Here is a 26,925-nt window from a genome sequence, read left to right as displayed (position 1 = left end):
GTATTTCTACCTCACCTGGAGCGTGTGAACCTATGAATAAAGAGCGTGTCATTATGCTATCCGATTGCCAAAGCTTCTATGCCTCCGTGGAGAAAGCCTCTAATCCGCAGTACAGCAACAAGCCACTTATCGTCGCCGGAGACCCCGCTCGACGGAGCGGTATTGTACTCGCTGCCTGTCCTATAGCCAAATCTTTTGGCATTACTACTGCCGAGACGTTGAAGGAAGCACTGGCGAAATGCCCTGAGGTCATCGTAGTCAGACCGCATATGCAGCAATATATCGACGTCTCCTCTCAAATCACAGACATTCTGCGCAAATTTAGTGACCAGGTAGAACCCTATTCCATCGATGAGCAGTTTATAGATGTCAGCGGTAGCCTCAGTTTATTTGGCAGCCCAAGCGAGATTGCCACCGCCATTCAAGATCTAATTCTCAGAAATACAGGCGTACGTGCGCGCATTGGCATTGGATACTCCAAGGTTACCGCCAAAATGGCCTGCGACCTGTGGGCCAAGAAGAACAAAGAGGGTATATTCACCCTCACTAAAGAACAACTTCCCGATGTACTCTGGCCCCTCCCCATTAGCGAGCTATTCATGGTAGGCCGCCGCATGTCTGCTCACTTCCAGAGTATGGGTATCACAACGATTGGCCATTTGGCACAGATGCCGTTAAGCGAGCTAAAATGGCGCATGCGGGAGAAATTCCACAAAAAATGTGATATCGATGCCGAGCTATATTGGCGGATAGCCAATGGAATCGATGACAGCCCCGTGAGCCCAAGCACCTATGAAGTCGCACCCAAAAGTGTTGGGCACCAAATGACGCTGCCACGGGATTACTATAAGCTGCAAGATATCAAGACCATCATCCTAGAGCTGTCTGAGCTTGTATGTAGACGTTGCCGCAAATTGAAAGTACATGGTGCAGTCGTGTCTGTCGGCTGCCAAGGTGCCAGCTTTGATGACCCAACAGGCTTCTCAAGACAGACTACAATGAGTGACCCTACGAATGCCACCCTGTTAGTATATGAGGCTGCTCTTTCGCTCTTTAAGCTACACTGGGACGGCCAGCCTGTACGCAGAATTCACTTAAGCTTGTCCAATCTATCTGACGAAAGCCAGTACCAGCTAACGCTATTTGAGTCTCGCCCTCGCTATCGTGAACTCGAGCGGGCCACCGATGCTCTCAAAAATAAATACGGGGAGACGATCATTGGACGGGCAGCTTCTTTCACAGACGCCGGGCAGCTTAAGGACAGGTCTGGAAAGATCGGCGGACACTATAAATGAGCGAAAGCTCTCTCTCTACTTATCTAGAATAACCAAAATATCGCATCCCATAATCCAGACAGGGATGCGATATTTTCCAAAGATTTAATCATTGTTAAAAATCTCTTTACTATGAATTATACGAGATTGATGTTAGAGAAATTAGGAATGATAATTAAACGTCCTTTACCTCTTTCCGTATTTGGGGCACCAGGAACAAAAATACCAATGGTTTGAATGTTACCAATCTCTATTGCAAATTCAGAATGTGGAGGAACATCAGTAGTAATAGTTGGAGCATCGTAACGAGTCACGATAAGCTGCAGAACACTCTTACCCTCATTTTTCACTTCTATTAAAGCATTAACCCCAGGAAAAACCTCGTTAACAAAGTAACCCTGCCCTACGCCAGCTTGCTGATCAATTCGCAAATCTACATGTTTCATCCTCTTTGACTCCCTTCCAGTTGAGATAATACATAGTATTCGTTTCTATAAATTTGCGACTAGTTGTATAACTATTATTTAAATAAGTAGTTAAAACAACCACTACTTTTATATCTCCGGAACATATATTTAGATTATCCTCACCTACAATAAAGGAGAGATTCTCATGAATTTGATGAATAATCTTTTAGGAAAAAGAATTTCTGTAATGATTTCAGGAACGTCCCAGCCTTTGGAAGGCGTATTGATCGAGATTGGCCAAGATATCATTGTTATTAAGAACCAGGATAACTACCTCTACCTTCCGATGGCACATGTTAAGTTGGTACGAGATAATGTGGAAGCACTCCCAGAGCCACATGATAATCTTCCACTGACTCTTCCTCTCTCTACAGCTTCTAGCGGAGCACCACTTTCACTTCAATCCATAATAGAAAATGCAAAGGGGAGCTTCACAGAAATCTACGTTTTAGGAGTTCATAGCCTTTATGGTTATATTCAGAACATTTTATCCGATTATTTTGTCTTCTTTTCCCCTGTTTTCGGCACAATACTCGTTCATTTGAAACACCTGAAATACTTGCACCCTTATCCCGCTGAAATTGCACCTTACGCTTTAAAACCAGAAGCACTTCATACAAACCAGGCTGCTATTCCACCAGAGCATACCTTCATTCAACAGCTTAAAAAAATGGAAGGTCATTTCATTATGCTAGATCTGGCCGATCAGTCCCATAAAGTCGGATTATTAAAAACTGTTCAGGCTCCAATGATCGAGCTTGTCTCACCCAATGGTGAGAGTCTATTTTCTATGATCGAGCATATTCAAACGGTAACTACTCCTAAAAATTAACGTTGTTACAGGAAGATAACTTCAATCGCTCAAGACCTCTCTATGGCGATTGAAGTTCTTCCACCTTCTGAACAACTCAAGTGAAAATAAGCTGGACCCAATAATATAATAGAAATAAAGTCAAAATGGTTGTTAATGGAATGACGATAATTGTGACTTTCAAATAATCCTTCCATTTAATTTTAATTTTATTTTGTCTTAAGATATGCATCCATATCAAAGAGGCCAGTGTGCCAATGGGAAGTAACAATGAACCCATATCACTACCAATAATATTGGCAAGATAGATCGTTTTTAATGTGATAGGATCAAGGCCCATTTCTGTTAAGGTAATCGTGCCTATCATTAAAGCAGGATGGTTATTAAAAAAGTTTGATAGAATTGAAACCAATCCACCCATAATAAAGCTTGCTTGAAAAAGTCCCTGAGAAACTATAGGTTTGCATACGGCCACAAGCATTGCTGTAAGTCCGGTATTGTGAAGACCGTAAATAATCACGTACATGGAAAACGCAAAGATCAAAATATGCCAAGGGACTTTTTTAAGAATATCGACAGGAGTCGTTCCCAGGAAATACCATCTCCACATGAGTAAAACGGAAGACCCAAATACAGCAACCCATTCAACAGGGATAGCAAAGTAAGAAGCCACGAAAAGAAGACAACGTAAGATAAAAACAAACAAGAGTACTTTTAACATAAATACGGTACGCTTCTTTTTAGTTTCAACTGAGATTCTACCTTTTAAGGGATGGAAATCTTTGTAGAAGAATCGTTCCTCAATATCATCGGTTACCGCGGGCAAAACTACAGGAAATCTCTTTCTCAGTACAAAGTACATCAAGCCTGACATAAATAGTAAGCCAAGCGTTGCAGGTACAAACATCATTGCCGTATGCATATAAAGACTCATATGAACAATTTTCAAAGCTATTAAGTTAACAATATTACTTACTCCGATAGGGGCACTTGAAGCTGTTGCAATTAAAGCTCCGCTTAATAGATAAGGAATCATTTGATGAGGTTTTAGATGAAGATTTCTTAGGAGTAATATTAAGATTGGAGTCGTGATCAAGATACTTCCGTCATTATTGAATAAAAGAGTCATCAAAAAGCATAATAATTGAATATACCAATATAAACGATGTCCCGATCTTTTTGACAAAATCACAAGTCGTGCAGCCGCCCAGTTAAAAAAACCGAAACTTTCTAGTATTACCGCCATGACGATGGTGGCCATAATAGTGATAGACGCCCCACCTATTTTCCCGATAATATCAGCAATATCACTACCAGACACAATTCCCGTTAACAATAAAATCCCGGCCCCGATTGATGCTGGCCATGCTTCATTAATGCCTCCCGGTCTCATAAAAATAACTAGCATAGCCATTATGAAGACAAAGGTTGTTATTCCAATGCCGAAAGTCATGATCACTCCTCCTTTATACCTGCAAAAATATAAGACAAGCCCAACCTGTCCTATTCACTATATTTTATGCACGTACAATTGGTAGGAACTGGATGTAATGCCAACTCTTCTAAATTGTATCTTTTTCGAGCATTTTAAGTATGAGATTTATTCATGGTAATACTATTTTAGGCTTGATATTTTCAATCAATAAGGCGACAATCGGATATGTGGAATTATAGATATAACATTCCAGGGGAGGATCGGAGAAGTTGGATAGTACGAGTAACACTACCTATTATGAAATCGTTGATCTCTGTCTTCTTGCTGGCAAGATCATGCTGCAGAATGGTGCAGAAACATCCAGAGTTGAAGATACGATGACGCGAATGGCTGGATCTCTCGGGTTCCCGGGAGCACACAGTTATGTGACACCAACCGTAATTATGTTCACCACAAATAGAATAGAGCCTGTTAAGTTATACAGGATTGCGGAACGAACAACAGATCTTCAGAAGGTATCGGAGGTCAATGACATTTCTCGGCGTCTAAGCGAACGTCAGATTACAGCTGAGGAAGCCCGTGCAAAATTAGGAGAAGTCGATGAAGCCTCACCTGTCTATCCCGTATGGCTGCAGATCTTAGCAGCAGCCCTTACGGGTGCTTGCTTCACCGTTATGTTTAAAGGCAGTTTGTGGGATGCTCTCCCCGCCTTGCCGATTTCCGGACTAGGCTTCGCTGCGGTCATTTATCTGCATCATTTAGTGCAGACTAAATTCTTCGCAGAGTTTTCTGCTTCCTTCCTGATCGGACTTCTAGCCTTCTGTTCTGTAAAGCTGGGAATTGGTCAAGAGATGGACAAAATCATTATCGGCTCCGTTATGCCTCTAGTTCCCGGACTACTCATTACTAATGCCGTTCGTGATCTGATGGCCGGTCATCTTGTCTCAGGCATATCCAAGGGAGCCGATGCCTTTCTAACTGCATTTGCGATCGGTACAGGTATCGGGCTTGTACTATCACTATTTTAATATCCATGTGAAAGAGGTTAGCCCTTCATGATTTTGCAACTTATAACCAGTTTTATCGCCGCGGCAACCTTCTGTATTCTATTTAATGCGCCTAAGCGCTCACTACTACAGTGTGGTTTTGCCGGAATGGTGGGCTGGATGGTGTATGTGCTTCTTAATGTAGAGTTCGGACCTGTTGTAGCTACGTTTGCAGCTAGTGTAATAGTGGGCATCGTCAGCCAATTTTTTGCGCGATCCTTCAAAATGCCGGTTATTATTTTTAGTGTAGGTGGTATTATCCCGCTTGTTCCGGGTGGTCTCGCTTACGATGCTATGCGTAAATTTGTGGAAGAGGACTATACTCTGGCTGTAGAAATCGCTGTTCGGGCATTAATGCTCTCTGGAGCCATTGCAGCTGGACTCGTGCTAAGTGATGTAATTGGACAAATGTTCCGGCGCCGTGCAATCAAATAACAACATATTTTTAACAAAAAGAAATCGCCCTTTGGTACAATGGTGGTCACCCATCCATCTCCCAAGGAGCGATTTCTTTATTCAAATATAAGAAAGTATAAGTTTCACACTATACTTGATTCCATCTCTATACAAGTGCTGCTTCCGGAAAGGCTGCGGGTGTAACATCCGGATGAATACTATTGATGCTAGTGTTCTTGATCCAGGACAGCCCTACAGTACCTTCACCCGCATGAACAGCCACAGCAGGAATATATGTCATAATCTCTGTACGTAAGTCGGGGGCCATCACTTTGATGTCCTCTTCCAGCTTAAGTGCCATCTCTAAATTATTAGAATGCATGATACATACATCACTAACAAGTCCTACATCCTGTTTAAATATATCCAAAAGCGTCTGTTGCGTCTTCTTCATCGTGCGAATCTTCTCCACAACAACGACCTTCCCTTCGTCAAAACGAAGAAGCAGGTTTATGCGCAGCAATTGACTAAGTACAAATTGTGATCCAGAAACACGTCCACTGCGATGAAGCTGTGTCAAGCTCGCAGGAATTAAGTAAAAGGACATATTCTGAATAATATTTTCAATCTTCGCTTTAATTTCCAGTCCAGAAAGACCCTTTTTCTGCCAATGTATACCGCGCATGATCATTTCTCTGATCGGATAAGCGCCAACCTTGGCATCAATTCCAATTACATTGGCCTCCGCTATTTCGGCGCCTTGCATCGAAGCATTGTAGGTGCCACTGAGTTCTGACGATAGATGTACAGCGATAATTTCATCGTATTCTTCCTTCAACCGTTCGTATAGCTCGATAAACTCACCGATTGGAGGCTGTGAACTGCCTACCTTTTCATGCTGACGCATTTTCTCATAGAAGTCATCGATTGTAATATCTATATTTTCTTTATAACATTCGTTGTTAATAATAATTCGTAACGGAATAATATACACATGATTGTTCTTGGCGAATTCCGGATCTATTATACTTGTACTGTCGGTTACCCAGGCAATTGATTTCATGGTCACTTGTCACTTCTCTCTTTCATAAAGGGAATAGTAGAATGAATGAGGAGACAAGGGCCACGAATTTCAGACCAGTGAATCACACGCTCATCCTGAATAATCAACTTGAAAATTGAACAGCGGTTAAGTAATCCGCATATTCGTAAATTATACAGGATAACAAGCGTTAATATAGGCAAAACAGGCCGTTCATGCAAATTTTATTCATTTTATTTCAACATTATTCGACATTATTTCACATTATATATGACAAATATACCTATCCTAATAGACTCACTTCATGTTATGAAAAAGCTAAACCACAGTAAAATATCCCCGTCCCCGCCCTCACCGTTCTTCCATAAATCAGCGCTTGGTAGTTACATTAATAGGTACACTTTACATTTGTTACAGTACGGGGCTAAATTATCATTTGGTCAGATATGGCCCGGCATCTGTCAATTTTCCAACTTCCCCTGTTGGCGGGTTGCGCTCACCTTTATGAAGACCAGTTACCTTCTGCTGTGGTATTTCTTATTGCGGTATAGTTAAGGATACCGTCCAGTTCTTCTCTTGAATCTTAAAATCCAACTCACGGTAAGACTTCGATAGATCGTCCATCTGCTTCTGAATCTGAACGACATCCACCGTTCTCTGAAAACGAACCTCTGAGCGGCTATAACGATCCTGAGTAATGGAAGCCTGTTCAAGCAAATCGCTAAGTAGCTTCCGCAGCTGTAGCATTTTATCCCGTTCCGCTAGCGCATCGGCAATACTCCAGTTCTCATTGAAAGCTACAGATGAATTCGTTCGATTAATCGCTCGGATCAAAATCGTCTGTTCATTCACAGCTCTTTCTAACTCCTGTAAAAGAACCTCTGGCTGTTCAGCCGGCTCCTCACCCTCTTGAACTTTAACGACTCGCTCCAGGCGCTGCTTTAGCTGCGCGATTTTACGGGTAAGATCACTCCGATTCACTAACGCTTCCGCGAGTTTCATATCTGAATTCCTCCTAAGATTTTCTGATAGCTGGCGATATCTAATTTTCGACCAAATTTACAGCCAATCTCCTTAAAGTAGGCGCATTGCTCATATCCATTAGATAAAAAAAGCTGGCGACTGCGTTCATTCTCTGCGCATACAGTAGCTACTAATACATGAAAATCCAGCTCGACAGCCTTCTTTTCAATAAAGCGTAAGGCATGCTGTCCTATTCTATTACCCACACAAGCCGGTTTCAAATACACACTGATCTCCCCAGAGGTATCATAAGCCGGTTTGTTCTTATGTCTAGCAATCAGTACATAACCCTGAATGATATTATCCCAGGATAAAATCACATACGATTTGAATCGCGGATCATCATTCATCACGGATTGACGCATTTCATCCAAACCTAAGGGCTCCGTGTGAAAAGATACCGTGGTATTCAGCACATAGTAGTTATAAATATCAAGTACATCTGCCAGATGTTCTTCACGAATTTCAGTAAATAACAAGCTTTCTCCCACTACTTTGTTTAACACAGCTAATCCTCCCAAATCGATATCTCCAAATGATCTACGAACTTGCGTAACTTGCCGGCGAGCTTGCGGTTAATGGTTCCATCCTGGTACATTTGCTGCACCTTATCCCGCTGTTCTTGAATGGCTTTCAGCTTCATTTCAAGCTTTTGATCATCCACAAGACCATCCTTAGTCCAGCCTTTCCCCTGCTCTAGACGTGAGATTAGCTGCTCATAACTGCTTGCAATCTTCTCGACTGCTTTTCGGTTATTCTCGTTCTTACTCGCATTAACAGCAGCTATAGCTGCTTGGGCCATGGAAATTTTCGCTTCTCTTGCACATTCAGCCTGTTGCAGTATTTGTCGGCTAACTTCCCCTTCATTCTGTCCTGAGAACATCCCCGCAAACAGCCGTCTAATCTCGGTAATCGATATTCTAATTTGAGAATTCAGACTCCTAGCTAGAAAGACTTCACTATGATCCAGGAATTCTTCCAGCTTCTGAGCAACTGAGGCGGGAATCTCATTGTTCTCTAGCAATTGGTTCAGCTCTTTGCGCTCGGCTTGCAGACCTACAATCCTTGCTTCAACCCCCAAGCGGCGGAAGTCCTCGAGTGCTGGATCATTCGCTTGGTCCTCACGGTTTAGACTATAAACCTTATCTCTAAATTCACTCAAAGCTGGCAATGCGGATTCCTTGCTCTCTTCTGTCATCATACTTTGCAGCATGGTTATACCGGCAGCAATAACCTTAGATTTGGCCGCCTGCTCAGCTCCTGTATCACCTGATTCGGCAACCGGCTCTTCTTTACCTGCTAGAATTGGCAAAAAGATACTGGCAATCAGCAGCGACATTAGAATAACACCTGCAGCGATAAAGATGATTAAATCGCGCTCAGGAAATGGCGATCCATCCCCTAGAACAAAAGGAATCGAAAAAGCACCCGCTAAGGTAACCGCTCCACGCACTCCTGAAATGGTGAGGATTAATAGTGACTTAACAGACGATTTATCTATTTTTCGCAGACGAGATCCCACTAAAGAGAAGACATACACCCATACAAACCTTAGTACAAACAGCAGCACAGTAATGGCTAATACATAACCAACGACCATAAGATTATCCACGGCCGTATCACGGTAGATTACTTCAATAACGTCTGGAATAGATAAACCAAGAATAAGGAAGACCAGACCGTTCAATATATAGAGTAGAACAGACCATGTACTGGCGGATACCAGTTGCAGCTTATACTGCGGAGATACGGCACGGTCCTTCTCCACCGCATGAATAATCCCTCCTGCAACCACTGCTAAAATGCCAGATACCCCTATCTCTTCACTGATCAGATAGATAATAAAAGGGGTTAGGATCTGCAGCAGCACATGCACCGTGATATCCTCCATCCCCAGCCTGCGAATAATTACACTTAGCCGAATCAGAAGAAAAGCCAATAATGCCCCGACAATCAACCCGCCTACAGCTATAACTACAAAGCTAATGGAGGCTTTAGGTAAAGAAAACACACCCGTAACTGCTGCGGCAATGGCGAAATTAAAGGCAACAAGCCCAGAGGCATCATTCATTAATGATTCACCCTCTAGAATACGATGAATACTCTTCGGAAGATGTACCCTTCCAGCGATTGCGCTGACTGCGACTGCATCTGTCGGCGATAAGATTGCTCCCAGAGCAAATGCAGCCGCTAGCGGAATCGTTGGGATCATCCAGTTAATCGAATAACCAGCAATAAGCACCGTGGCAAAAACCAAACCCAGTGCCAGCATTAATATCGGACCACGTAAGTTCCATAATTCATTTCTTGGTGTTCGTTTCCCATCATTAAACAAAAGCGGAGCAATGAATAACACGAAGAACAGCTCCGGTTCCAGTGTCATATGTATTCCCATAGGCATTAACACAGCCATTACACCCAGACCAATCTGAATTAATGGTATCGGTACAGAGGGAATGAATCGGTTTATGATATTGGATATTGCGATAAGCCCCAGTAGGACGAGTACAACTAGAAAAGTCTCCAAACCACATCAGCTCCCATTTTTTATTTGATTATTATATCGTAAATTTTTAGTTGAGGGCAAAATCAAGCGTAAGGCGATCCTAAAGATCATTTTCATCTAGAAACTCCACAAAAAATACATCAAATGTATATTGACAAAAATATTTTTATATGTTATAATAATAAATTACACTATTGAAATCATAATTTATTTTGAGTATTATATGCATTAGCCTAACGGCATCGCTCTTATTACCAATCATGGAGGGATCTTATGCATATTGCTAGTGGAATAGAAATGTTAGAGATTACAGCACAGGTTATGGGTGGCAGTGACACCATTTACCCCACATTGCTCTGGGATCAAAATTCAGCTGTACTCGTCGACACTGGATTTCCGGGCCTGCTCCCCAAATTCAAAGACGCTCTAAAAGAAGCCCACGTACCTTGGAAACAACTACGTACCGTAATTATCACACATCAAGATTTAGATCATATCGGGAGCTTACCTGCCCTGTTATCAGATGAAAGCCTAAGCCTTACTGTTCTGGCTCATGAAATCGAAAAGCCTTATATTGAAGGAGAACGGATGCTCCTTAAACATACCCCTGAAGCTTTGGCAGCGGCAGAAGCCATGATCCCCCCTCATGTACCAGAGGAATGGCGCCACGCTTTCCTATCTGTGTTATCCCATCCCCCTAAGGGAAGAGTAGATCAAACCTTAATGGATGGGGAAATGCTGCCTCTTGCCGGGGGAATTACAATTATTCATACACCAGGACATAGCCCCGGGCATCTGAGTCTGTACCATCATAATAGCCGTACGCTGATTGCCGCGGATGCACTAACGGTTCAAGACGGTGAGCTGCACGGGCCCACTCCTTCGGCAACGCCTGACATGAAGTTAGCCTTATCCTCTCTGGCTAAGTTTTCTGAGTATGAGATTGAGAAGGTCATTTGCTATCATGGCGGGATTTATCGCGGTGATGCAAAGAAACGAATGGCTGAAATTGCTGAAGAAAAAGAATAAGTATATACAAGAAGGCAGAGCCCGGATGGCTCTGCCTTCTTATTCATAGTTGATCCCTACTCGTTATACTCACTTAAGATTCCGAAACAACTGTAAAGCGCTCGCGAATATGCTGTGGTTGTTCAATCTCATCTACAATAGCAATCGCATAATCTTCATAGCTGACATAGCTCTCACCCTTGGAATTCACAAGCAGATTATCTTTACCTTTCACGTAAGACCCCGTTCTTGTCCCTATTGCAAAATTAGCGGATGGGCTAACGAAAGTCCAAGACAAGGAGTCTGTACCTTGCAGAATCTCCAGGTTCTTCCCTTGATTCGTAGCTGTTGGCTTGATAAAATCAGGGAAATCAGGGGTATCTACCACTTTAAGGGTCTTAGCTTCATCTACATATAGACTTCCCGCACCTCCAACTACAATCAATCTTGTGTTAGGGGCATCCTTCAACGCTTCAATAAGCACATTGCCGGCATCCACATGCAGATGCTCTTGTCCAAACGGTGCTCCAAAAGCATTTACCACCACATCAAAACCCTTTAAATCTTCAGCGGTAAGTGCAAACACATCCTTTTCAATAACTTTTGCCTTCTTAGTTGTAACTTTCGATGCATCCCGTACAATGGCTGTAACTTCATGGCCTCTATCTAGTGCTTCCTGAGTGATTCGGCTTCCGGCTTTTCCACTTGCTCCAACAACTGCGATTTTCATAAGCTTGTCCTCCTGTATGTGTTTACGATATTTTTATTTTAGAATTTATATTAAGGAGATTCTGAACGATGGTTCTATCGATATCCAGATCAAACTTTCTACCCCAAAAGCATTCTGTACCAGCGGTACGAGTGATCCGTTCATAATCTTCTAACGTTAACGTTCGAGGATAATCCGGTCCTGTTTCCCAGTCTGTATACCTCTTAATTTCACTCCGTACATTGCTCTTAAAAGTACTATTCAAAATAATCGTATGGAAGAAGATTTCATCACCACATAGTGAGTTCTTAAAAAATCTAACATACTCCGGAGTAGTAGAAATGAACTCCATGATGTATTCCATACATCCACCTGTAATGGACATCCAGTTCGAGCCTTTGTATAGTGCTTTTGGGAGAGCATCCAACCTTCTTTGCAGGAACGGAACACTCATTACTAACTTAATATACCTCATTCTAATAGCTGCCATACGTCTGGTTCTTGAGATCAGGAATCTAGGATAATAAACCGATACCCGCTCATAACACCCCCACGTTTCAGAAACGTTAGGTAATTGGAGATACTTCACAAATTCATCCCCCTGATTCTCCTTAAAGAAATCAAGAATAACTTCATTGGAAGCAAGGGGCATATCCTGACCACTTATAATGTGAATATAACTGAACTTCCCATGTTGTTTGATCAGCGCAAAACACTTCAAAATGCATTCAATCTGACTGTAATGTCCCCACTGAACATCAATAGACTCTTTCACAAAATGGATATCATTACGATGGGTAATGTCAGCTTCAATATCACTTTTCTGATCGACATGCAGGAAAAACTCGACGGATTCACTAGTTAAACTATCGATTAGCATATTGATCTGTTCAGAATTTTTGTGACAAAGGATCACATACGCCATTTTGAATGATTCCAACAACCTTCACCCTTCCGACCATCTATTTCCAAATATTATAAAATAAATGGACGAGGATGAATAGTTCTTTTTATCCATATAAAGGTTTATTTTTCCAAAGATTAGTTATTTCATGCGACTCTTCACGATGAGTCTGATCCCAATGTTCCAAGGATCTTTGAATGTAGGGTCCCCGTTCTCTTCCACAACAGTGTAGCCAGCCTGCTGAACACGCTCAACGACAGCCGCACGTTCCTCTTCATTCGGGAAAAGTAAGGTGAAATAATCAATTCCTACTGCATCAGCAGGAGCCGCAGGCGCACCTTGCCCCGCCCAAATATTCAACCCAATATGGTGATGATACCCACCTGCGGAGATGAACATTGCCGCACTGCCATAATTAGCTACTAGATCAAATCCAAGCAAACCAACGTAGAACTCCTTCGCCTTAGTTAAATTACCTACATGAAAGTGCACATGGCCGATCACTGTTCCAGCAGGCAACCCGTTCCATTGTAAACCTTCAGAAGCTGCCAACAATCCATCTACATCTACCGGATCCGTTGTCATCACTACGTGACCTTCTGCATCATACTTCCATGTATCCTTAGGACGATCTCGATAAATTTCGATTCCATTGTTGTCTGGATCCTGAATGTACAGTGCTTCACTCACCAAATGATCCCCCTGACCTACTTCAATCCCTGAAGCAATCAAGTTGCGAACAACAAGTCCCAAGCTCGGACGATCCGGAACAAGGATGGCAAAATGATACAGTCCAGCCACAGAGTTCGGGCGAAGCACCCTTGCATTCTCAATCTCCCGCAGAATCAATAACACATTTTGGCCATCAGCAGTCATTTCTACCTCACGGCCAGATTGCCGCAAGACACTTAGTCCCACAACGTTCTTATAAAAAGTGAGCGAACGCTCTAAATTACTTACCCTAATTTGCACCAGACCAATTGCTACGTCCGGATGAAGTGTTGTTTTAGTTGTCATAATGTTTCCTCCCAATATCCTGTAACTTATTCAGTTACAAATTAACTATCTTTAGTATAGTTACATTCTATATGTTTGTCAATTACCAATAAAAAAATCATGCCGACTGATTCACAGCCAAACATGATTCATAACATCCTTAGAAGAGCTATTTCAGTAAATATTCAGACACACTGGACTCCAGAAGTCCAATTAAGTCTTCATCCATATACTTATAATCATCTGATATATTCAGACAAATTATTCGTTTGCCGATTACAATGTCTCTAAATTTATCTTGAATTCTTCGAAGATGTTTCTTCTCCATCACAAAAATAACATCCGCCCAGCCCACATGCCCCGCAGAAAGTTTGATTCTGGCTTGATCCTCTGTTCCAGCAGATCTTACTTCGTGACCGTCGATTCCTTGAAATATCTTCTCTGCAGTTAGACTCCGCCAACGATTCTGGCTGCAGACGAACAGTAGTTTAATAGAGCGCACCTTCCTTATCCGAGTAAAACCTTATTTTGTTTGTCCGTTCAGATAAACTCTCCTATTTAAGGAGGCTTCCGCAACCCATTTTGATAATAAGTCTTTGTTAAAAAGATATTTATTGTCTAAATTTATAAAAGGAAAGGGAGTACCAGGAAAAGACCCAAGCTTTAAACTATTATGCTCCGTTGTAATAATATTCATCACCTGAGCTTCAGTCAAATTCAAGTATAAGGCCGTCTCTTTAATATCCATAAGCAGCTTATCCGCTGTTGTTATCGATGGAGTCTGTTCTTGATCGACTTTCGTTTCTTTATGGCCATTAATAAATGAACATCCAATAATAAATGAAATCCCTAGAATAAAACTCGCTAGGACGATATAAATCTGATTTGTTTTCATGGCCTCCTCCTCTCTACTCCTCATATTCAATCAACCAACAATCTCTTAATTCTCCTTCATGCATTTCATGCTTCTCAAGGTATTTCTTCTTTACAAAGCCACTTTTCTCATACACCCTCAGCGCTCTCTTATTCCAAGCTTGCGGGTCCATTACGATTTTATCAGCCTGTTTGTTTTCAATAAGATAGTTAACTGTTTTTTTGATGAGCTGCGAGCCTATGCCTTGATTCCACCACTCCGCCTCACCAATGAACTGGTCCATCCCGAATATTTCACCTTTAAATTCTGTATAACCGTATTCCTCCACTTCTTCTTTATCAATCAGATAGAACTGGAGGTATCCTATATCCTGCTCCCTATATTGCACAATACACCGCGTGACTTCATCTCGATCCTCATAAAAATGCTTACTAACCAACTCCAGATCATGCGGTCGATCACGACCTTCGTAAAATTCCAGTACAACAGGATCTGAGAGCCATTTCATAAGCAATCCAGCATCACCCGGTTCGAGTGTTCTTAGCCCGATCTCTTGCTGCTCAAAAATAATCATAGCGCACTATACAGTTCTTTAAGAGGTCTGAAGCTTAGATGTTCTTCGATTTCCGTAACGACAACCCCTTGCTCGGTGTCCATCACACGGTAGGCTTTGGCTTCTTCTCTGGTCGACATCACCTTAAATTCATGATCCTTGTAGATGATGGCACAGTTATTATCCACTGCGATGCCAGGCAACCCTCCACCTTTAACCATACGCGAAAAATCCTCAACCCGAATATCCTCATTATAATGCGGACAATGAATACCAGGCAGAATACCCATTGCTTCAAGTTTAATATACTGCCATTCCCCTTGGTCGTCGAACGCTTCAGAGTCACTATGCCCATATTCAAACCAGCAAATGGAACCTGCACTCAGCCCTGCTAATACGGTCCCAGAGGTGTAAGCATCTTTTAGAAGAGCAGCCACACCGGTATTGTTCCAAATCTCCAGCATTTTTCGGGTATTGCCTCCACCAACATAAATCAGATCAGCAGACGTAATTAGCTCAACGATTTCTTCATGGGTATAGGTTTGGCTCACAAGTAATAAATGACTTGTCTCACAGCCTAGAATCTCGCCGTACACTTTGTTGAACGTATCACAATAACCTGGAGCATCACTACTAGCTGTTGGAATAAATAATGCTTTCGGATTAGCTTTTTGGGTTAACTTCACAACTTCACGATCCATTTCTAGCGTTTCTAAATCGATTAGTTCTCCCCCACCTATGACCACGATAGTCCCCATAATCTCCCCTACTTTCACTAGGATCCGCCTTCTCCCTTTCCGTATTCCTCTGCTAGGATGCTGTAAATCTCCAAATCAACGAGACCTTTACCTGACCATACATGAGCTTGCCTTAACGTTCCCTCTTTCATAAAGCCACTTTTTAGGAGCACCCGCTTGGACCGCTCATTAAAAGGCATGACCTCTGCTTGGATTCGATTGACCTCTGCAGTTTCAAATAAATATTTTTTCACTGCTTGAATCGCCTGAGTTGCAATCCCTTTTCCCCAATAAGATTCCGCTAAAAAATACCCAATCGTAACCATATCCACTTTTTGATTAAAATCCATTGCTTCGATGATACCTAGCAATATGTACGGATTATTTTTGCGGAAAATCCCCCACTTCACTCTTACCCCTTTGTTAAAATCCCGCTCAAAATGTCCAATCATATTTTTCACTGTATCTTTATTATGCTTCGGAATAATACCACAGTACTCAAACACTTGATCATTGCTATAAATTCCAAATACCTCTTCGAGGTTACTAACTTCAATCTTTTTTAGTGTTAAGTGTTCAGTTTCTAAAGTAGGGAAATGCTCAAATACGTGACTAAGCTTCAATTTGTTCCCTCCGTTACTTTTTTGGTATTTCTATCCCCGCACATTTCCCCTGTATTGCGCAGTTCTAAGCTCTCGTATATATGGCTCTGTAGCTGGCATAACCGCGTCTACGGCTTGTTGAATGGCCAACTCAATATCATAAGGGACTCTTACAAATTGTATGTTCAAAGAAGCTCCTGTCACTCCTCCATACTCCCCCTCCAAAATCACATAAGATGCCTGAGTGACATCCAGAGGATTCCCCACGCTGCCTACATTAAATAATGTCTTCCCTTCTATATGTTGAATAAAAGCATTATGAATGTCCCCATAACCAACGATATCCGCTTGTCGCTTCTCCTGGCACAGTTCGGAACAACCAAACATAGACAGTCGTTTCTCGTAATCGTCCCAAGGCTGAATCCGTTCATAGTAGCTTCGCGGCGAAGCATGAAATAACCGGATAAACTTACCACTCATCATAAACTCAATCGAGAACGGTAATGTACCCAAATAAGCAAGACGTTCTTTCCCTAACAATTTCCGGCTCCACCGGGCCATTTCAAAATCAACATCCTGATTCATTAAATCATCCCAGTTTCCCATAACACTGATTTCACAATTGTTTTTAATGATATCAACGGCTAGATCTGAATTCGGCCCTTTTCCAACAATATCTCCCAGGCAAAATATCCTGCTAATTCCACGTTGCTTAATATCATCCAGTACGGCTGTCAAAGCCGGGATATTTCCATGTATATCTGAGATTAATGCGATTTGTTCCACTGTAGATCCTCCGTTCATTTTTCCACTTCAGCTTTGTAAACTATATAGATTGTATTATACCCTCTATCTTTTGTTACCTACCTTCTAAATACAGATTCTATAATTATGTCTTACTTCCCTTCTTTGAGTCATTAGTCCCCTAACCAAGCCATTGAACAGCCTTATGTTTATGAGAATTTAAAATATGATTGCAATAACCGACATGATGTTGGATGTGCCTGATCTGCATTAGAATAACATCAGCCTTAGTGAATTCGTTATATACGTCACAAGGTTCGAAAATAGACTGGTCGTTTAATGGTTCTATAAAAGAGTGAGCCTTTTCTATCATTTCTTGCACATAAGCACCCATTTCCGCTTTCGTCGGATCCTCCGTACATTCCTTATCCAAATCAGGTGTGATATCTTTATTTAAGGTAGGTACGTGAAATACTTCACTTCCTTCTCTAAACCAAAATTGAATCCCCGTAATGGCATGAAAGATATGCTTCCAATAGTTCGTTTGTCTGTCAAACCAAAGCTCATCAGGACATTCTTCTACTAATCGAGTAAGCATCTCTAACGTTGGCTCAAACTGACCCTTTAAGACATCAACCATAGTAGTATTCAAAAAAATCAGCCTCTTTTCTATTTTTTATAAAACCCCTTAGTCTCTGCAAAAAAAAGACCACAATCACGTTAGCACATGTTGTGGTCTTCATCCTACGTTGAGATATGGAGTAATTATATTTCCGGTATTTCATTCACAATCTGCTCCAAAGTAACCTCCTGAAGGACATTCTCCATCGCCTTTTGCGCGTTCGAGAATACGGGTACAATGGCGCTTGCAATATTTTTGCCGACCGGACATTCCGGGTTAGGGTGCTCATGAACCGAGAACAATGAATCCTCTTCCACCGCGTTTACTGCCTTATAAATCTGAAGTAGTGTAATCTCAGCGCTGCTACGTGAAAGCGAAGCTCCTGCGACTCCCGGGCGGGCGGTTACCAGCCCTGCTTTTTGCAGCATACTCGTTAGCCGGCGGATAACTACAGGGTTTGTGTTCACGCTACCAGCTATCCACTCCGAGGTGCTTTTGCCCTCTTTATTACTGTCGATTAACGTTAATATATGAATAGCTACTGCAAATCGGGTGCTGATGTTCATTGGAAATCTCTCCTTCTGCCTTACTGACGTGCTAGTAACAAGTGCATTATTCAGATGCAACAATAATAGTTACATTCTATGCATTTGTCAAACACTTGAGGAGATAAAGCTTCAAGATCGCAATTAATGAATATTGTGCTTCTTGAAATTACCGCCCTTAACTTCTGCTACATCATATACTACAACAAAAGCGTTAGGGTCAATTTCATGAATGATATCTTTTATTTTGCTTTCTTCCAGACGGTTAATTACACAGGTGATTTCTTTGAATTGTTCATTAGAGTAGCCGCCATAAGCATCTGTATAGGTTGCCCCACGACCCAATCGGTCACGAATCGTCTCTACCATGATTTCCGGTTGAACTGTAATGATTTTAAAGGTTTTAGAACCACTCAATCCTTCTTCAACAATATGAATCACTTTAGAAGCAATAAAATAAGCAAGTGCGGATAAAATCGCCCCTTGTAGACCAAACGCTGTTGAAACAACAATAAAGACAAACATGTTTAGGAACAAGATCAGATCACTAGTCCCAAAAGGTATTTTTCTTGAAAGTAATACGGCCAACATATCTATCCCATCTAACGCCCCGCCATTACGTAACGCTAACCCCATACCAAAACCGATGATAATCCCGCCGACAACAGTAATTAACAATGTATCTCCTTCAATAATTGTTGGCACATGGTGCATAAGGCTTGTACCAATGGCAAGTGAGGCAATACCGATAATGGAATAAACAGCAAAGCTTTTACCAATTTGCTTATATCCTAGCCAAACAAAAGGGATGTTAATTAGAACAATTAACAGTCCTAATGGCAATCCAAACAGCTGTGAACCAACGATACTCAGCCCTGTTACACCACCATCTGAGACATTGTTGGGTATTAATACCGATTCCAGACCATATGAAGTAATTAGTGCCCCTATAATAATTAATATGACTTTTGAAAATATCTTCAGCTTATTTGATTTTTGATGCTGTCTCATTCCATGCATTCCATTTCCCCGCTTCAAATTAGTTTTTTATATCACTGCAAGTGAACAATATTCACTGGACAAAAGCCGACAAAAAATAGTCTATAATAAATGTCACCACTTTGGCAAATCAGACGCCACTAGTATGATATCTATTATTCTACCCATATGACTTAAAATAATCTTATCGTTCCATAAAAAATGAAAAAACCAGACTACGAAAATTCGTAATCTGGTAATCTTCACTATCCGCTAAATCAGCTATACCCTCATATATTTGTTATATAATTCCTCAAAAGTATCGTATCGGTCAACTTTCCTTCCCACCTTATTATATTCTTCCAGATATTCATCCATGACCTGCAGGAACTGCTCTTTAAATAAATGCAGATGATCTGAATCAAAATACTGCATAAGATCAAACTTTGGGGTTCCCCTTGATTCTGTCATTTCATCAAGAAAATTTTGTATGCCCATCGCTGCATAATAAGCATAAGATTTATCCTTTAATTCTACACTTGCTATAACCTTATTACGGCTGTTACACCACAGTTCCTCAAAGGTCCCGCCAAGATTATCATAGGTTGGGACAGGCTGAATCACAAAATCCTTATACATTTTATTATATAAATCATTGACGCTTTCTAAAAATCTATATGATGCGCTTCTGATTTCAACGACAGTCTTCGCATCGATCACAGCCATATATTTCATTTCAAAATCATCAGGAATGTAACGATATGTAGCTATTTCCTCCAGATATCTCTTAAGTCCCCGTTTAAAATAGGTATTGTTCAAATGTGTTAAAGCATTTACCAAATTGTACACTACTTCGCATGAAGCATACCTCACTGCTCCGATCTCTTCAGAAAGTAATGTATTCGTATATTCTTGTTTTGCTATGTCTAAATTCTTTTTCGCTCTGCTAATACATTCACTCCCTATAGGCTTTGCCAAAGCATCGAGCGCTCTCTGTTTATATAAATTTAGCTTTTCCAGATATTCGGGTTTCGCACAATATAACAGTTCTAAATCAATCAGACACGAAATCATTGGGCTCTCAAGATTCGCTTGATCTTCTATCCTTGTTTCCCATGGCGTACAATAGATGTCGTATCCAACATCCTCCAGAATAAAACACGAAGATATCCCCCAGCCTTGGGCTGTATTATTAATTATGATTAGATCAAGATCGCTTTTTTCATGAAAATCTCCGGTACTGAAAGAACCTGTAAGCCCAATGATTGCAATGTCATCAGGAAAATCTCTCTTAGCACGTTCAATAACCATACTAATAAGTCTGTCATTTTTATTTAAAATTTTTTGTCTAATATCAGCATCCATATCCAATTCCCCTCTTCCTCACAATACATTTTAATTCCATTGTATATGGATCTTGTTCTAGTAAGTATTCCGACTTTATCTATATTTAATCTATACCAAGTACAAGCCCTTCTCCTTCTAGGTAAACAAAGAACGCGCTGGCAAGAGACGAATCTTCTCTACCAACGCGTTATTTAGTAAATAATGAATGTTTTTCTCACAGCTTGCTTTAGTAAACGAAAATTTCATCTAAAGGTCTTCCGTCACAAGGATTAAAGTCAATTCCTAAAATCTTTGCCATCGTAGGAGCTATATCTACCATTTTGAGATCCCCTATGGGAAAATCACTTTTCACCTTAGTCCCTGAGATCACCAAGTTGCATCTGTAATCCTCTTTTTCGGGAGAGTAGCCATGAGTAGCATATTTAATTCCTTGTTTATTCAAATCAACAATGGTTGGTTCATCCATGCTTTCATCGAAACAATAGCCTTTCTTAGCTTCAAGCATATACCTAGTAGATTGGCCCACATGTAGATGATCCAGCTCCTCTCTTGCATACAATTCCTCTATGCCGGAAGCGTCATCTTTCATATCCTCCCGAATCGCAGCTAATGCTAATTGTTCAGCTTCTTCATCACCTTGTTTGATATGTAGATAAGCGGCTCCGCCCCCACACTGAAAGTAAGCTCTCCACTTCATCTCACCATTTTCTTCATAGATCAGCCCTTTTTCCTGCAAAAGGTTGTTCAAATGCACTTTGTATCTAACATTGAACTGGCCATGGTCACCCAAAACTAAAAAAACTGTGTCATCCTTTATCCCGGCTTCATCCACTGCTTGCATAATATCGCCTAGCCGTTTATCCATGCGTGTGATTACCTGCTTCACTTCATCGCTGTCAGTGCCGTAAATATGCTTGGCGTCATCCAGATCAATCAAATGCATCATCAGAAGATTAGGTTTTTTACGCTTAATCGTTTCTATCGCACACTTTGTCGTGAAGTCATCCAGATAGGGCTGCTCAATCCCTTTTCGAAGCCGTCCGTATTTCAACTCCATCTCTATACAATATAATGGGCTCCCGCTTTTTAACACCTTCAGTGCTTGATTTTCTTTTTTGATAGCTCTGATTTCAGGGATATTGTATTGGATTGAGGATTTCCCTGATACTGGCCAGAGAATTCCAGCGGTACTCATGTTATGCTCGCGCGCAGCATCGTAAATCGTGGGCACCTTTATCGCATTTCTGAACCAGAACCAGCTTTGCTCCTTTTCCTTCACAAACGGCTGAAATGGATTGTTATGGTGGATGCCATGCTTATCTGGATATACACCGGTTGCTATCGTAGTGTGCACCACATAAGTGAGCGTGGGATATACACTTTTTAATTGATTACTATGCGCTCCGTTCTTAATCAATTTCGATAGGTTTGGAAGACGGCTGGCCATTTTCCATTGATCTTCTGAAAAGGCATCGTAAGAGATGACGATCAGATGTTTGGCCATTGCCGTTTGTTCTTTGCTCGACTTCATAGGATAAGTCCCTTCGGTTCATCTTGTTCCAGCTGCTCTTTAGGTAAAGTTATAAATACGAAGAATCCAATAATGAATAGCGGGATAATCGATAAAATACTAAATTTAGCGCTGCCTGTTAGGGTAGTTGTTAATGACATTACAGCTGGACCAACAATCGCCGCAAACTTACCAAAGATATTGTAAAAACCAAAGAATTCATTGGATTTTTCCTTAGGAATAATCTTCGCATAATAAGATCTGCTGAGTGCTTGAATCCCTCCCTGGGCGGAACCAATTAGCGCTCCCAGAATAAATATATGCCACACTGAAGTAATAAAGTAAGCCGCGATACAGGAAATGATATATGTAAAAATCCCCACGATGATCATCGTTCTAGCTGAGTATTTTTTGGCGAGATTACCATACAGGATAGCACACGGAAATGCGATGATCTGGATAACTAATAAGATCCCCAGTAAAGTAAAAGTATCAAAAGCATCCGCACCCAGTACCGATGTGGCATATGGCACTACCATTTTAATAATCGTATCTACCCCATCAATATAGAGAAAATAGGCGATCAAGAATACAAATACTACTTTATGCTGTCTTACATTTTTAAACGTGTCTCCCAATCTTTTAAAGCTATTAATGATCGGTTTGGGTTCAGGTTCTATGTAATATCTTTGCTGCACATCCTTGATCATAGGCATGGTCAGCAGTCCCCACCAAAGGGCAGTGATTATAAATCCAATCTGATAACCAATCGATTTATCCATCCCCATGAACAGAATCAGCAGTAGACTGATACCAAAAGGAATGACACTGGCGATATATCCAAAAGCAAAACCTTTTGAAGATACCTTATCCATTCTTTCGTCCGTGGTTACATCCACCAAAAAAGAATCATAAAAAATATTAGCTCCCGCAAAACCTATCACCGACAAAATATAAAATACAATCAATAGCTGCCATTGTCCGCTTGCAGGCGCAACGAAAGCCAGTGAAGCTGTAGCTATCACACCGATCAATGAGAAAAATATGAAGAAGCGTTTCTTCTTATCCTTGTAATCTGCCATCGTCCCTAAAATCGGGCTTAAGATCGCCACCAAAATACTCGCAATGGAATTAAAATACCCCAAATCCATACTGCTGTTCACATTCGTAAACATTCCAAAAACAATGGGCAGTAATGCCGTTGTAACCGCCATCGAATACGCAGAATTTCCACAGTCATAAAGAATCCATGATTTTTCCTCTTTACTTAGTTTCATCTAACAGCCACCTTTTCACCTAGTTCTTTCTGTTATATCACTTAAGCGTATGTGGCATGTTAAATGCATGTAAAACTATACTTCATAATTCCAATGGAAAGCTGATCCTCATGTCCTCTCCTGTATTGTCAAACTCTTGAGGATCTCAGCAACCTGTAGAGCATACTTCTTACTCAAACGTGACTTACCAAGATTACTCTTCACAATCTTAATAATTCGGTTATCAGGGCTCTTAGCGAAGTTCTCCAGCATGGCAAAACCCGCTTCAGGTTCACTCGCCACAAATACACTTAAGCTGTATTCAAGCCCCTTAGATAATACACGAAAATGCTCAGCGTCCTCATATTGCACTTCCCCACTACCCATATTTTCCATGATTCGAGTAGCCAACTGAAGACAATAAAGCGTATTCTCTTTCTTTTTTAAAAGAGGAGGATGCGCTAACGCTGCTACAAACGCTCTTTGTTCAAGCCCGTTCGCGCCCTCCTCCCACATGTCGATCAGCTGCCTGACGAGGGCAAAACCAACCTCCCCTATACTTTGCAGCGCCATAGCAGACGCTTCACGCATCCTCCATCTGGAGTCGTTCATAGCTGTCTTAATAATGCTCTGTATCGTAATTTTCTGTTCTTCATTAGCGTAGCTGTAATAAGCACCCAGCGCTCTAACCGCACAAAACGGCAGAAACTCACGGGGATCATTCACCCCAGCTTCTGCCTCAGTAAGATTAGCCCAGGAATTAAGAAACTCCCAGTCTGTTTCTGTTAGTTTAGGATGGGCAAAATGTTTGGCAAAATCTCCTGAGAGCTCCAAATTTACTCGTTGCCCGGGAAGGTTGCTCTCCTTCATCAGTAAATCTCTAAGCTGTACCCACTGTTCCTTATCGCTTACCCATTGCTGAAACAGCATAACCGTCATTTTTTGTCCAGCCATCTCTGGTCCCTCCGGTATCTATCTTCAGATTCGAACGATCCCCTGCATCTCATACGGATAATCAATCTGCTTCTTCACCGAATTCATTGCTGATTCACCAGCCAAAGATGAAATCAGATATAAACCTAGATCAATAGAAGTCGAAACTCCACCGCCTGTAATTACATTTCCATCATGTACAATACGGGTCTCCACAACTTCTTCACAATAGGGTCTTAGTAAATCATAGGCAGATGGATGGGTAGTGGCTTTTTTCCCCTCTAACAACCCCGCAGCCCCAAGCAGCAGTGATCCAGTGCAGACCGACACCTTATAAGGAACATTGCGGGCACCCGCAATCCATGAGACAAAAGCTTCATCATAACGGAGTTTCCGTGTCCCCATCCCTCCAGGTACAAATATCATGTCATACTCCGAAAGCTCAGGCAGCACTTTCCCAGCTTTCACAGTGAATCCTAACTCATCCGTCACTTCTTCCGAAGCTGCACATATATCCCACGACAACCCTTTTCCGATTTCAAATGGCCCTAATCGATAAATAACATCATAGAACCCCGCAAAATCTAAGAACGTAATCCCGTCAAAAAGTATAAAGGCGATTTTCACACTCGCACTCTCCTCTTTATGGTTTGGTTAGGATAATAGGCTCACCTTTCGTCACGATAATCGTATGCTCAAACTGCGCTACCCGGCCATTGTCTACAACGCTCAGTGTCCATCCATCCGACTGCTGCTCCACGTAATCTGCTCCAGTAGAGAGGAAAGGTTCAACGGTAATCACCTGTCCCTCTTTTAACACTGTAGTCACTCTAGGATTATAGAAAGGTAAGATTTCAAATGGCTTCTCATGCAGTGATTTGCCAATCCCGTGGCTGCACAGATTACGAACCACTCTATAGCCGCGTTTCCGAGCTTCGAGCTCCATCATTCTGCCAATCTCATTGACCTTCATCCCAGCTCTCAGATGATTGATTACGCTCATCATAGTTTCCTCAGTACTCCGGCACAGACGTAAAATATCCTCATTGTAGGGTGGCAATTGAAAAGAAACCCCCGCGTCCCCATAATAACCATTCAACTCAGCAGATACATCAATATTGATCAAATCACCGGCATTAATCACTCTAGGACCAGGAATCCCATGAGCAACCTCTTCATTTACACTGATGCAGGTGCTGCCTGGAAAATTATACGTTTTCATCGGGGCTGAGGATGCTCCGAATTCCGCTAGAATGCCAGCTCCAATCTTATCAAGCTCTGCTGTAGTCATGCCGGGAGTAACTTTCTTTTTCATCTCGGCGATGGTATGTCCTACCACTTTTCCTATGGCTTTTAGTCCTTCTAAATCTTGTATGGTATCACTCGTCATCTATCACACATTCCTCTCACTTCTGGTATGAATCACTTATCTACCTTCTGAAATGCACTTCCATTCCACTGAAAAATATCTTCGAGCTGTTTACCCGCTGCATTATCGTAATAACTTCTCTTGAAGCTATGGTCATCCACTTTATCAAGCTTTATCGAATACCCCTTAGGACTGCTGATAAATAAATCAGAACCGGATTGGATTGGTAGTTCCTCTATAACGTTATTTTTTCTAAGCGTAAACAACTTGTAGAAGTAACCGTTACTAGACCCGTACTGCCCCAAAGTAAAATCAGGATCGCCGTCGCCATTATAGTCCTCAAACTGAATTTGAAAAAAATCATTAAATATTATGGGATCCTCAAAATGTTCACTGAGCGGAAAACTATTCAAAGTTCTCCCTTGATCGTCTATAAGCGCAAGCCCAAATCGGCCGCTCCAATTTCTTCCCATCAACGGACCTGATGTTGTCCAATCCTCACTGTAGGTTCCATCTAAAAGCTGCAGATTCAAAAATTCGGCTCTAGCAGTTACCGGAGAGAGGTCATTATGTGATATCGTTACTGGCCCTGTAACCTTAACAGAAGACTCCAGCGACTCCGTCTGTTCTATGTTCGCCTGATCTACTGTCCCAAAAATGAGTTTCCTTAATTGGTCCGAATTCTTCACCGGAATAGAGTAGCCCTGACCACCATTCTCAGCTGTAGTAAATACCCCTTTATAGCCGAGTTCATCACCTATTGCTATGTAATAATCCTTCGAGTAGCCATCACCATAAACAAGTTCCATTTTAAATTCAGGAGCCCAATCCAGCTCCCCCGATAATTTATTACTCTTGTTCATAGCCTCCGCAAGCGTCTTAATCAGAGTAGAGTCCTTCAGCATAAGGGTCTCGGAATGTTCTGAATGGTCAGCTTGATTCTGATCACTTGATATTACAGGGGTTAATGATACTCCGGTGATCCACCTAGCATTGATGAAGCCCACATCATTCTTACATCCGCTTAACAGCGTAACTACTAACAAAGATACAACACACAATAAACGCCGAATACGAACCGCCTCCAATAAAAGAAACATAACCCAATTATAACAGTGTCAATAAATATAACGAAACGACTTTCCTAGCAGTTATAAAAAAAGACTATAACCTGCTCCTTTAATGAGTGGTTCTAGTCTTATAGAATCAAGTGAATTATTTAGAAATACGATCAGACC

Annotated in this window: 30 protein-coding genes; 5 read left to right on the top strand and 25 right to left on the bottom strand. The window is 41.5% G+C overall.

Annotation, left to right across the window (positions count from 1 at the left end):
- Window positions 1-32 precede the first annotated feature (32 nt).
- Window positions 33-1,295, top strand: coding sequence for a DNA polymerase IV (locus NST74_RS11760; protein ID WP_341112198.1), 1,263 nt, complete (start codon window positions 33-35; stop codon window positions 1,293-1,295).
- Between the two features lie 116 nt (window positions 1,296-1,411).
- On the opposite strand, the gene NST74_RS11755 is transcribed toward NST74_RS11760, so the two are convergent.
- On the bottom strand, window positions 1,412-1,720 hold the full coding sequence (locus NST74_RS11755) for a hypothetical protein (protein WP_341112197.1): 309 nt from the start codon (window positions 1,718-1,720) through the stop codon (window positions 1,412-1,414).
- Between the two features lie 166 nt (window positions 1,721-1,886).
- On the opposite strand from NST74_RS11755, the gene NST74_RS11750 reads away from it, so the two are divergent.
- Window positions 1,887-2,573, top strand: a complete 687-nt coding sequence (locus NST74_RS11750; RefSeq protein ID WP_341112196.1) for a DUF2642 domain-containing protein — start codon at window positions 1,887-1,889, stop codon at window positions 2,571-2,573.
- Window positions 2,574-2,649: 76 nt separating this feature from the next.
- Here the strand turns inward: NST74_RS11750 and NST74_RS11745 are convergent, their stop codons facing one another.
- On the bottom strand, window positions 2,650-4,005 hold the full coding sequence (locus NST74_RS11745) for an arsenic transporter (RefSeq protein ID WP_341112194.1): 1,356 nt from the start codon (window positions 4,003-4,005) through the stop codon (window positions 2,650-2,652).
- A 251-nt stretch (window positions 4,006-4,256) separates the two neighbouring features.
- On the opposite strand from NST74_RS11745, the gene NST74_RS11740 reads away from it, so the two are divergent.
- Window positions 4,257-5,015: a threonine/serine exporter family protein gene (locus NST74_RS11740; protein ID WP_341112193.1), complete on the top strand. Its 759-nt coding sequence runs from the start codon at window positions 4,257-4,259 to the stop codon at window positions 5,013-5,015.
- A gap of 27 nt (window positions 5,016-5,042) precedes the next feature.
- A complete protein-coding gene (locus NST74_RS11735; protein WP_042126727.1) occupies window positions 5,043-5,468 on the top strand; it encodes a threonine/serine exporter family protein in 426 nt (141 codons plus the stop codon).
- Between the two features lie 127 nt (window positions 5,469-5,595).
- Here NST74_RS11735 and NST74_RS11730 read toward each other — a convergent pair whose 3' ends face one another.
- From NST74_RS11730 to NST74_RS11715, 4 genes are all read right to left on the bottom strand, one after another.
- Window positions 5,596-6,492, bottom strand: coding sequence for a DegV family protein (locus tag NST74_RS11730; RefSeq protein WP_341112191.1), 897 nt, complete (start codon window positions 6,490-6,492; stop codon window positions 5,596-5,598).
- Window positions 6,493-7,008: 516 nt separating this feature from the next.
- Window positions 7,009-7,473, bottom strand: a complete 465-nt coding sequence (locus tag NST74_RS11725) for a DIP1984 family protein (protein WP_042126725.1) — start codon at window positions 7,471-7,473, stop codon at window positions 7,009-7,011.
- Complete coding sequence (locus NST74_RS11720; protein ID WP_341112190.1) at window positions 7,470-8,000, bottom strand: GNAT family N-acetyltransferase; 531 nt, start codon at window positions 7,998-8,000, stop codon at window positions 7,470-7,472. The genes NST74_RS11725 and NST74_RS11720 overlap by 4 nt, the downstream gene beginning before the upstream one ends.
- 2 nt (window positions 8,001-8,002) lie before the next feature.
- A complete protein-coding gene (locus tag NST74_RS11715; protein WP_341112189.1) occupies window positions 8,003-10,021 on the bottom strand; it encodes a Na+/H+ antiporter in 2,019 nt (672 codons plus the stop codon).
- A 252-nt stretch (window positions 10,022-10,273) separates the two neighbouring features.
- Here NST74_RS11715 and NST74_RS11710 point away from each other — a divergent pair, with 252 nt between their 5' ends.
- Entirely contained in the window at window positions 10,274-11,029 is a 756-nt protein-coding gene (locus tag NST74_RS11710; protein ID WP_341112188.1) for an MBL fold metallo-hydrolase, read from the top strand.
- 73 nt (window positions 11,030-11,102) lie between these two features.
- Here the strand turns inward: NST74_RS11710 and NST74_RS11705 are convergent, their stop codons facing one another.
- The 19 genes from NST74_RS11705 to NST74_RS11615 all read right to left on the bottom strand — a co-directional run bounded on the left by NST74_RS11705 (window position 11,103) and on the right by NST74_RS11615 (window position 26,733).
- Window positions 11,103-11,738 carry an NAD(P)-dependent oxidoreductase gene (locus NST74_RS11705; protein ID WP_341112186.1) on the bottom strand — a complete coding sequence of 212 codons (636 nt, stop codon included), beginning with the start codon at window positions 11,736-11,738 and terminating at the stop codon, window positions 11,103-11,105.
- A gap of 22 nt (window positions 11,739-11,760) precedes the next feature.
- Window positions 11,761-12,642, bottom strand: a complete 882-nt coding sequence (locus NST74_RS11700; RefSeq protein ID WP_341112185.1) for a beta-1,6-N-acetylglucosaminyltransferase — start codon at window positions 12,640-12,642, stop codon at window positions 11,761-11,763.
- A gap of 120 nt (window positions 12,643-12,762) precedes the next feature.
- The gene (locus NST74_RS11695) at window positions 12,763-13,638 is read right to left on the bottom strand and encodes a VOC family protein (protein ID WP_341112183.1); all 876 of its coding nucleotides are present in this window, start codon (window positions 13,636-13,638) and stop codon (window positions 12,763-12,765) included.
- A 148-nt stretch (window positions 13,639-13,786) separates the two neighbouring features.
- A complete protein-coding gene (locus NST74_RS11690) occupies window positions 13,787-14,110 on the bottom strand; it encodes a low molecular weight protein tyrosine phosphatase family protein (protein ID WP_341115873.1) in 324 nt (107 codons plus the stop codon).
- Between the two features lie 30 nt (window positions 14,111-14,140).
- The gene (locus NST74_RS11685; protein WP_341112181.1) at window positions 14,141-14,512 is read right to left on the bottom strand and encodes a hypothetical protein; all 372 of its coding nucleotides are present in this window, start codon (window positions 14,510-14,512) and stop codon (window positions 14,141-14,143) included.
- Between the two features lie 13 nt (window positions 14,513-14,525).
- A complete protein-coding gene (locus NST74_RS11680; RefSeq protein WP_341112180.1) occupies window positions 14,526-15,065 on the bottom strand; it encodes a GNAT family N-acetyltransferase in 540 nt (179 codons plus the stop codon).
- Window positions 15,062-15,802, bottom strand: a complete 741-nt coding sequence (locus NST74_RS11675; RefSeq protein ID WP_341112179.1) for a Type 1 glutamine amidotransferase-like domain-containing protein — start codon at window positions 15,800-15,802, stop codon at window positions 15,062-15,064. The genes NST74_RS11680 and NST74_RS11675 overlap by 4 nt, the downstream gene beginning before the upstream one ends.
- Window positions 15,803-15,819: 17 nt before the next feature.
- The gene (locus tag NST74_RS11670; RefSeq protein ID WP_076117746.1) at window positions 15,820-16,404 is read right to left on the bottom strand and encodes a GNAT family N-acetyltransferase; all 585 of its coding nucleotides are present in this window, start codon (window positions 16,402-16,404) and stop codon (window positions 15,820-15,822) included.
- Window positions 16,405-16,434: 30 nt separating this feature from the next.
- A complete protein-coding gene (locus NST74_RS11665; protein ID WP_341112177.1) occupies window positions 16,435-17,169 on the bottom strand; it encodes a metallophosphoesterase family protein in 735 nt (244 codons plus the stop codon).
- A gap of 139 nt (window positions 17,170-17,308) precedes the next feature.
- A complete protein-coding gene (locus NST74_RS11660; protein WP_341112176.1) occupies window positions 17,309-17,779 on the bottom strand; it encodes a DinB family protein in 471 nt (156 codons plus the stop codon).
- 113 nt (window positions 17,780-17,892) lie between these two features.
- Window positions 17,893-18,315 carry an Rrf2 family transcriptional regulator gene (locus NST74_RS11655; protein WP_341112175.1) on the bottom strand — a complete coding sequence of 141 codons (423 nt, stop codon included), beginning with the start codon at window positions 18,313-18,315 and terminating at the stop codon, window positions 17,893-17,895.
- A gap of 123 nt (window positions 18,316-18,438) precedes the next feature.
- On the bottom strand, window positions 18,439-19,314 hold the full coding sequence (locus NST74_RS11650) for a YitT family protein (RefSeq protein ID WP_197069775.1): 876 nt from the start codon (window positions 19,312-19,314) through the stop codon (window positions 18,439-18,441).
- Window positions 19,315-19,554: 240 nt separating this feature from the next.
- Window positions 19,555-20,637 (bottom strand): nucleotidyltransferase domain-containing protein, encoded by a 1,083-nt coding sequence (locus NST74_RS11645; RefSeq protein WP_341112174.1) that lies wholly within the window; start codon window positions 20,635-20,637, stop codon window positions 19,555-19,557.
- A gap of 208 nt (window positions 20,638-20,845) precedes the next feature.
- A complete protein-coding gene (locus NST74_RS11640) occupies window positions 20,846-22,150 on the bottom strand; it encodes an alkaline phosphatase family protein (RefSeq protein ID WP_341112173.1) in 1,305 nt (434 codons plus the stop codon).
- Window positions 22,147-23,406: an MFS transporter gene (locus tag NST74_RS11635; protein ID WP_341112172.1), complete on the bottom strand. Its 1,260-nt coding sequence runs from the start codon at window positions 23,404-23,406 to the stop codon at window positions 22,147-22,149. Before NST74_RS11635 ends, NST74_RS11640 begins: the two co-directional genes overlap by 4 nt.
- A 108-nt stretch (window positions 23,407-23,514) precedes the next feature.
- Window positions 23,515-24,339 carry a hypothetical protein gene (locus tag NST74_RS11630; RefSeq protein WP_341112171.1) on the bottom strand — a complete coding sequence of 275 codons (825 nt, stop codon included), beginning with the start codon at window positions 24,337-24,339 and terminating at the stop codon, window positions 23,515-23,517.
- Window positions 24,340-24,363: 24 nt separating this feature from the next.
- The gene (locus NST74_RS11625; RefSeq protein WP_341112169.1) at window positions 24,364-24,945 is read right to left on the bottom strand and encodes a DJ-1/PfpI family protein; all 582 of its coding nucleotides are present in this window, start codon (window positions 24,943-24,945) and stop codon (window positions 24,364-24,366) included.
- A gap of 16 nt (window positions 24,946-24,961) precedes the next feature.
- Window positions 24,962-25,708 (bottom strand): type I methionyl aminopeptidase, encoded by a 747-nt coding sequence (map, locus tag NST74_RS11620; RefSeq protein ID WP_042126696.1) that lies wholly within the window; start codon window positions 25,706-25,708, stop codon window positions 24,962-24,964.
- A gap of 32 nt (window positions 25,709-25,740) precedes the next feature.
- Entirely contained in the window at window positions 25,741-26,733 is a 993-nt protein-coding gene (locus NST74_RS11615; protein WP_341112166.1) for a hypothetical protein, read from the bottom strand.
- Window positions 26,734-26,925 lie beyond the last annotated feature (192 nt).

Origin of the sequence: Paenibacillus sp. FSL F4-0125 (genome assembly GCF_038008565.1) — a bacterium.
In the GTDB taxonomy this organism is placed as follows: domain Bacteria; phylum Bacillota; class Bacilli; order Paenibacillales; family Paenibacillaceae; genus Paenibacillus_AQ.
This window is presented reverse-complemented; position numbering and strand designations above follow the sequence as displayed.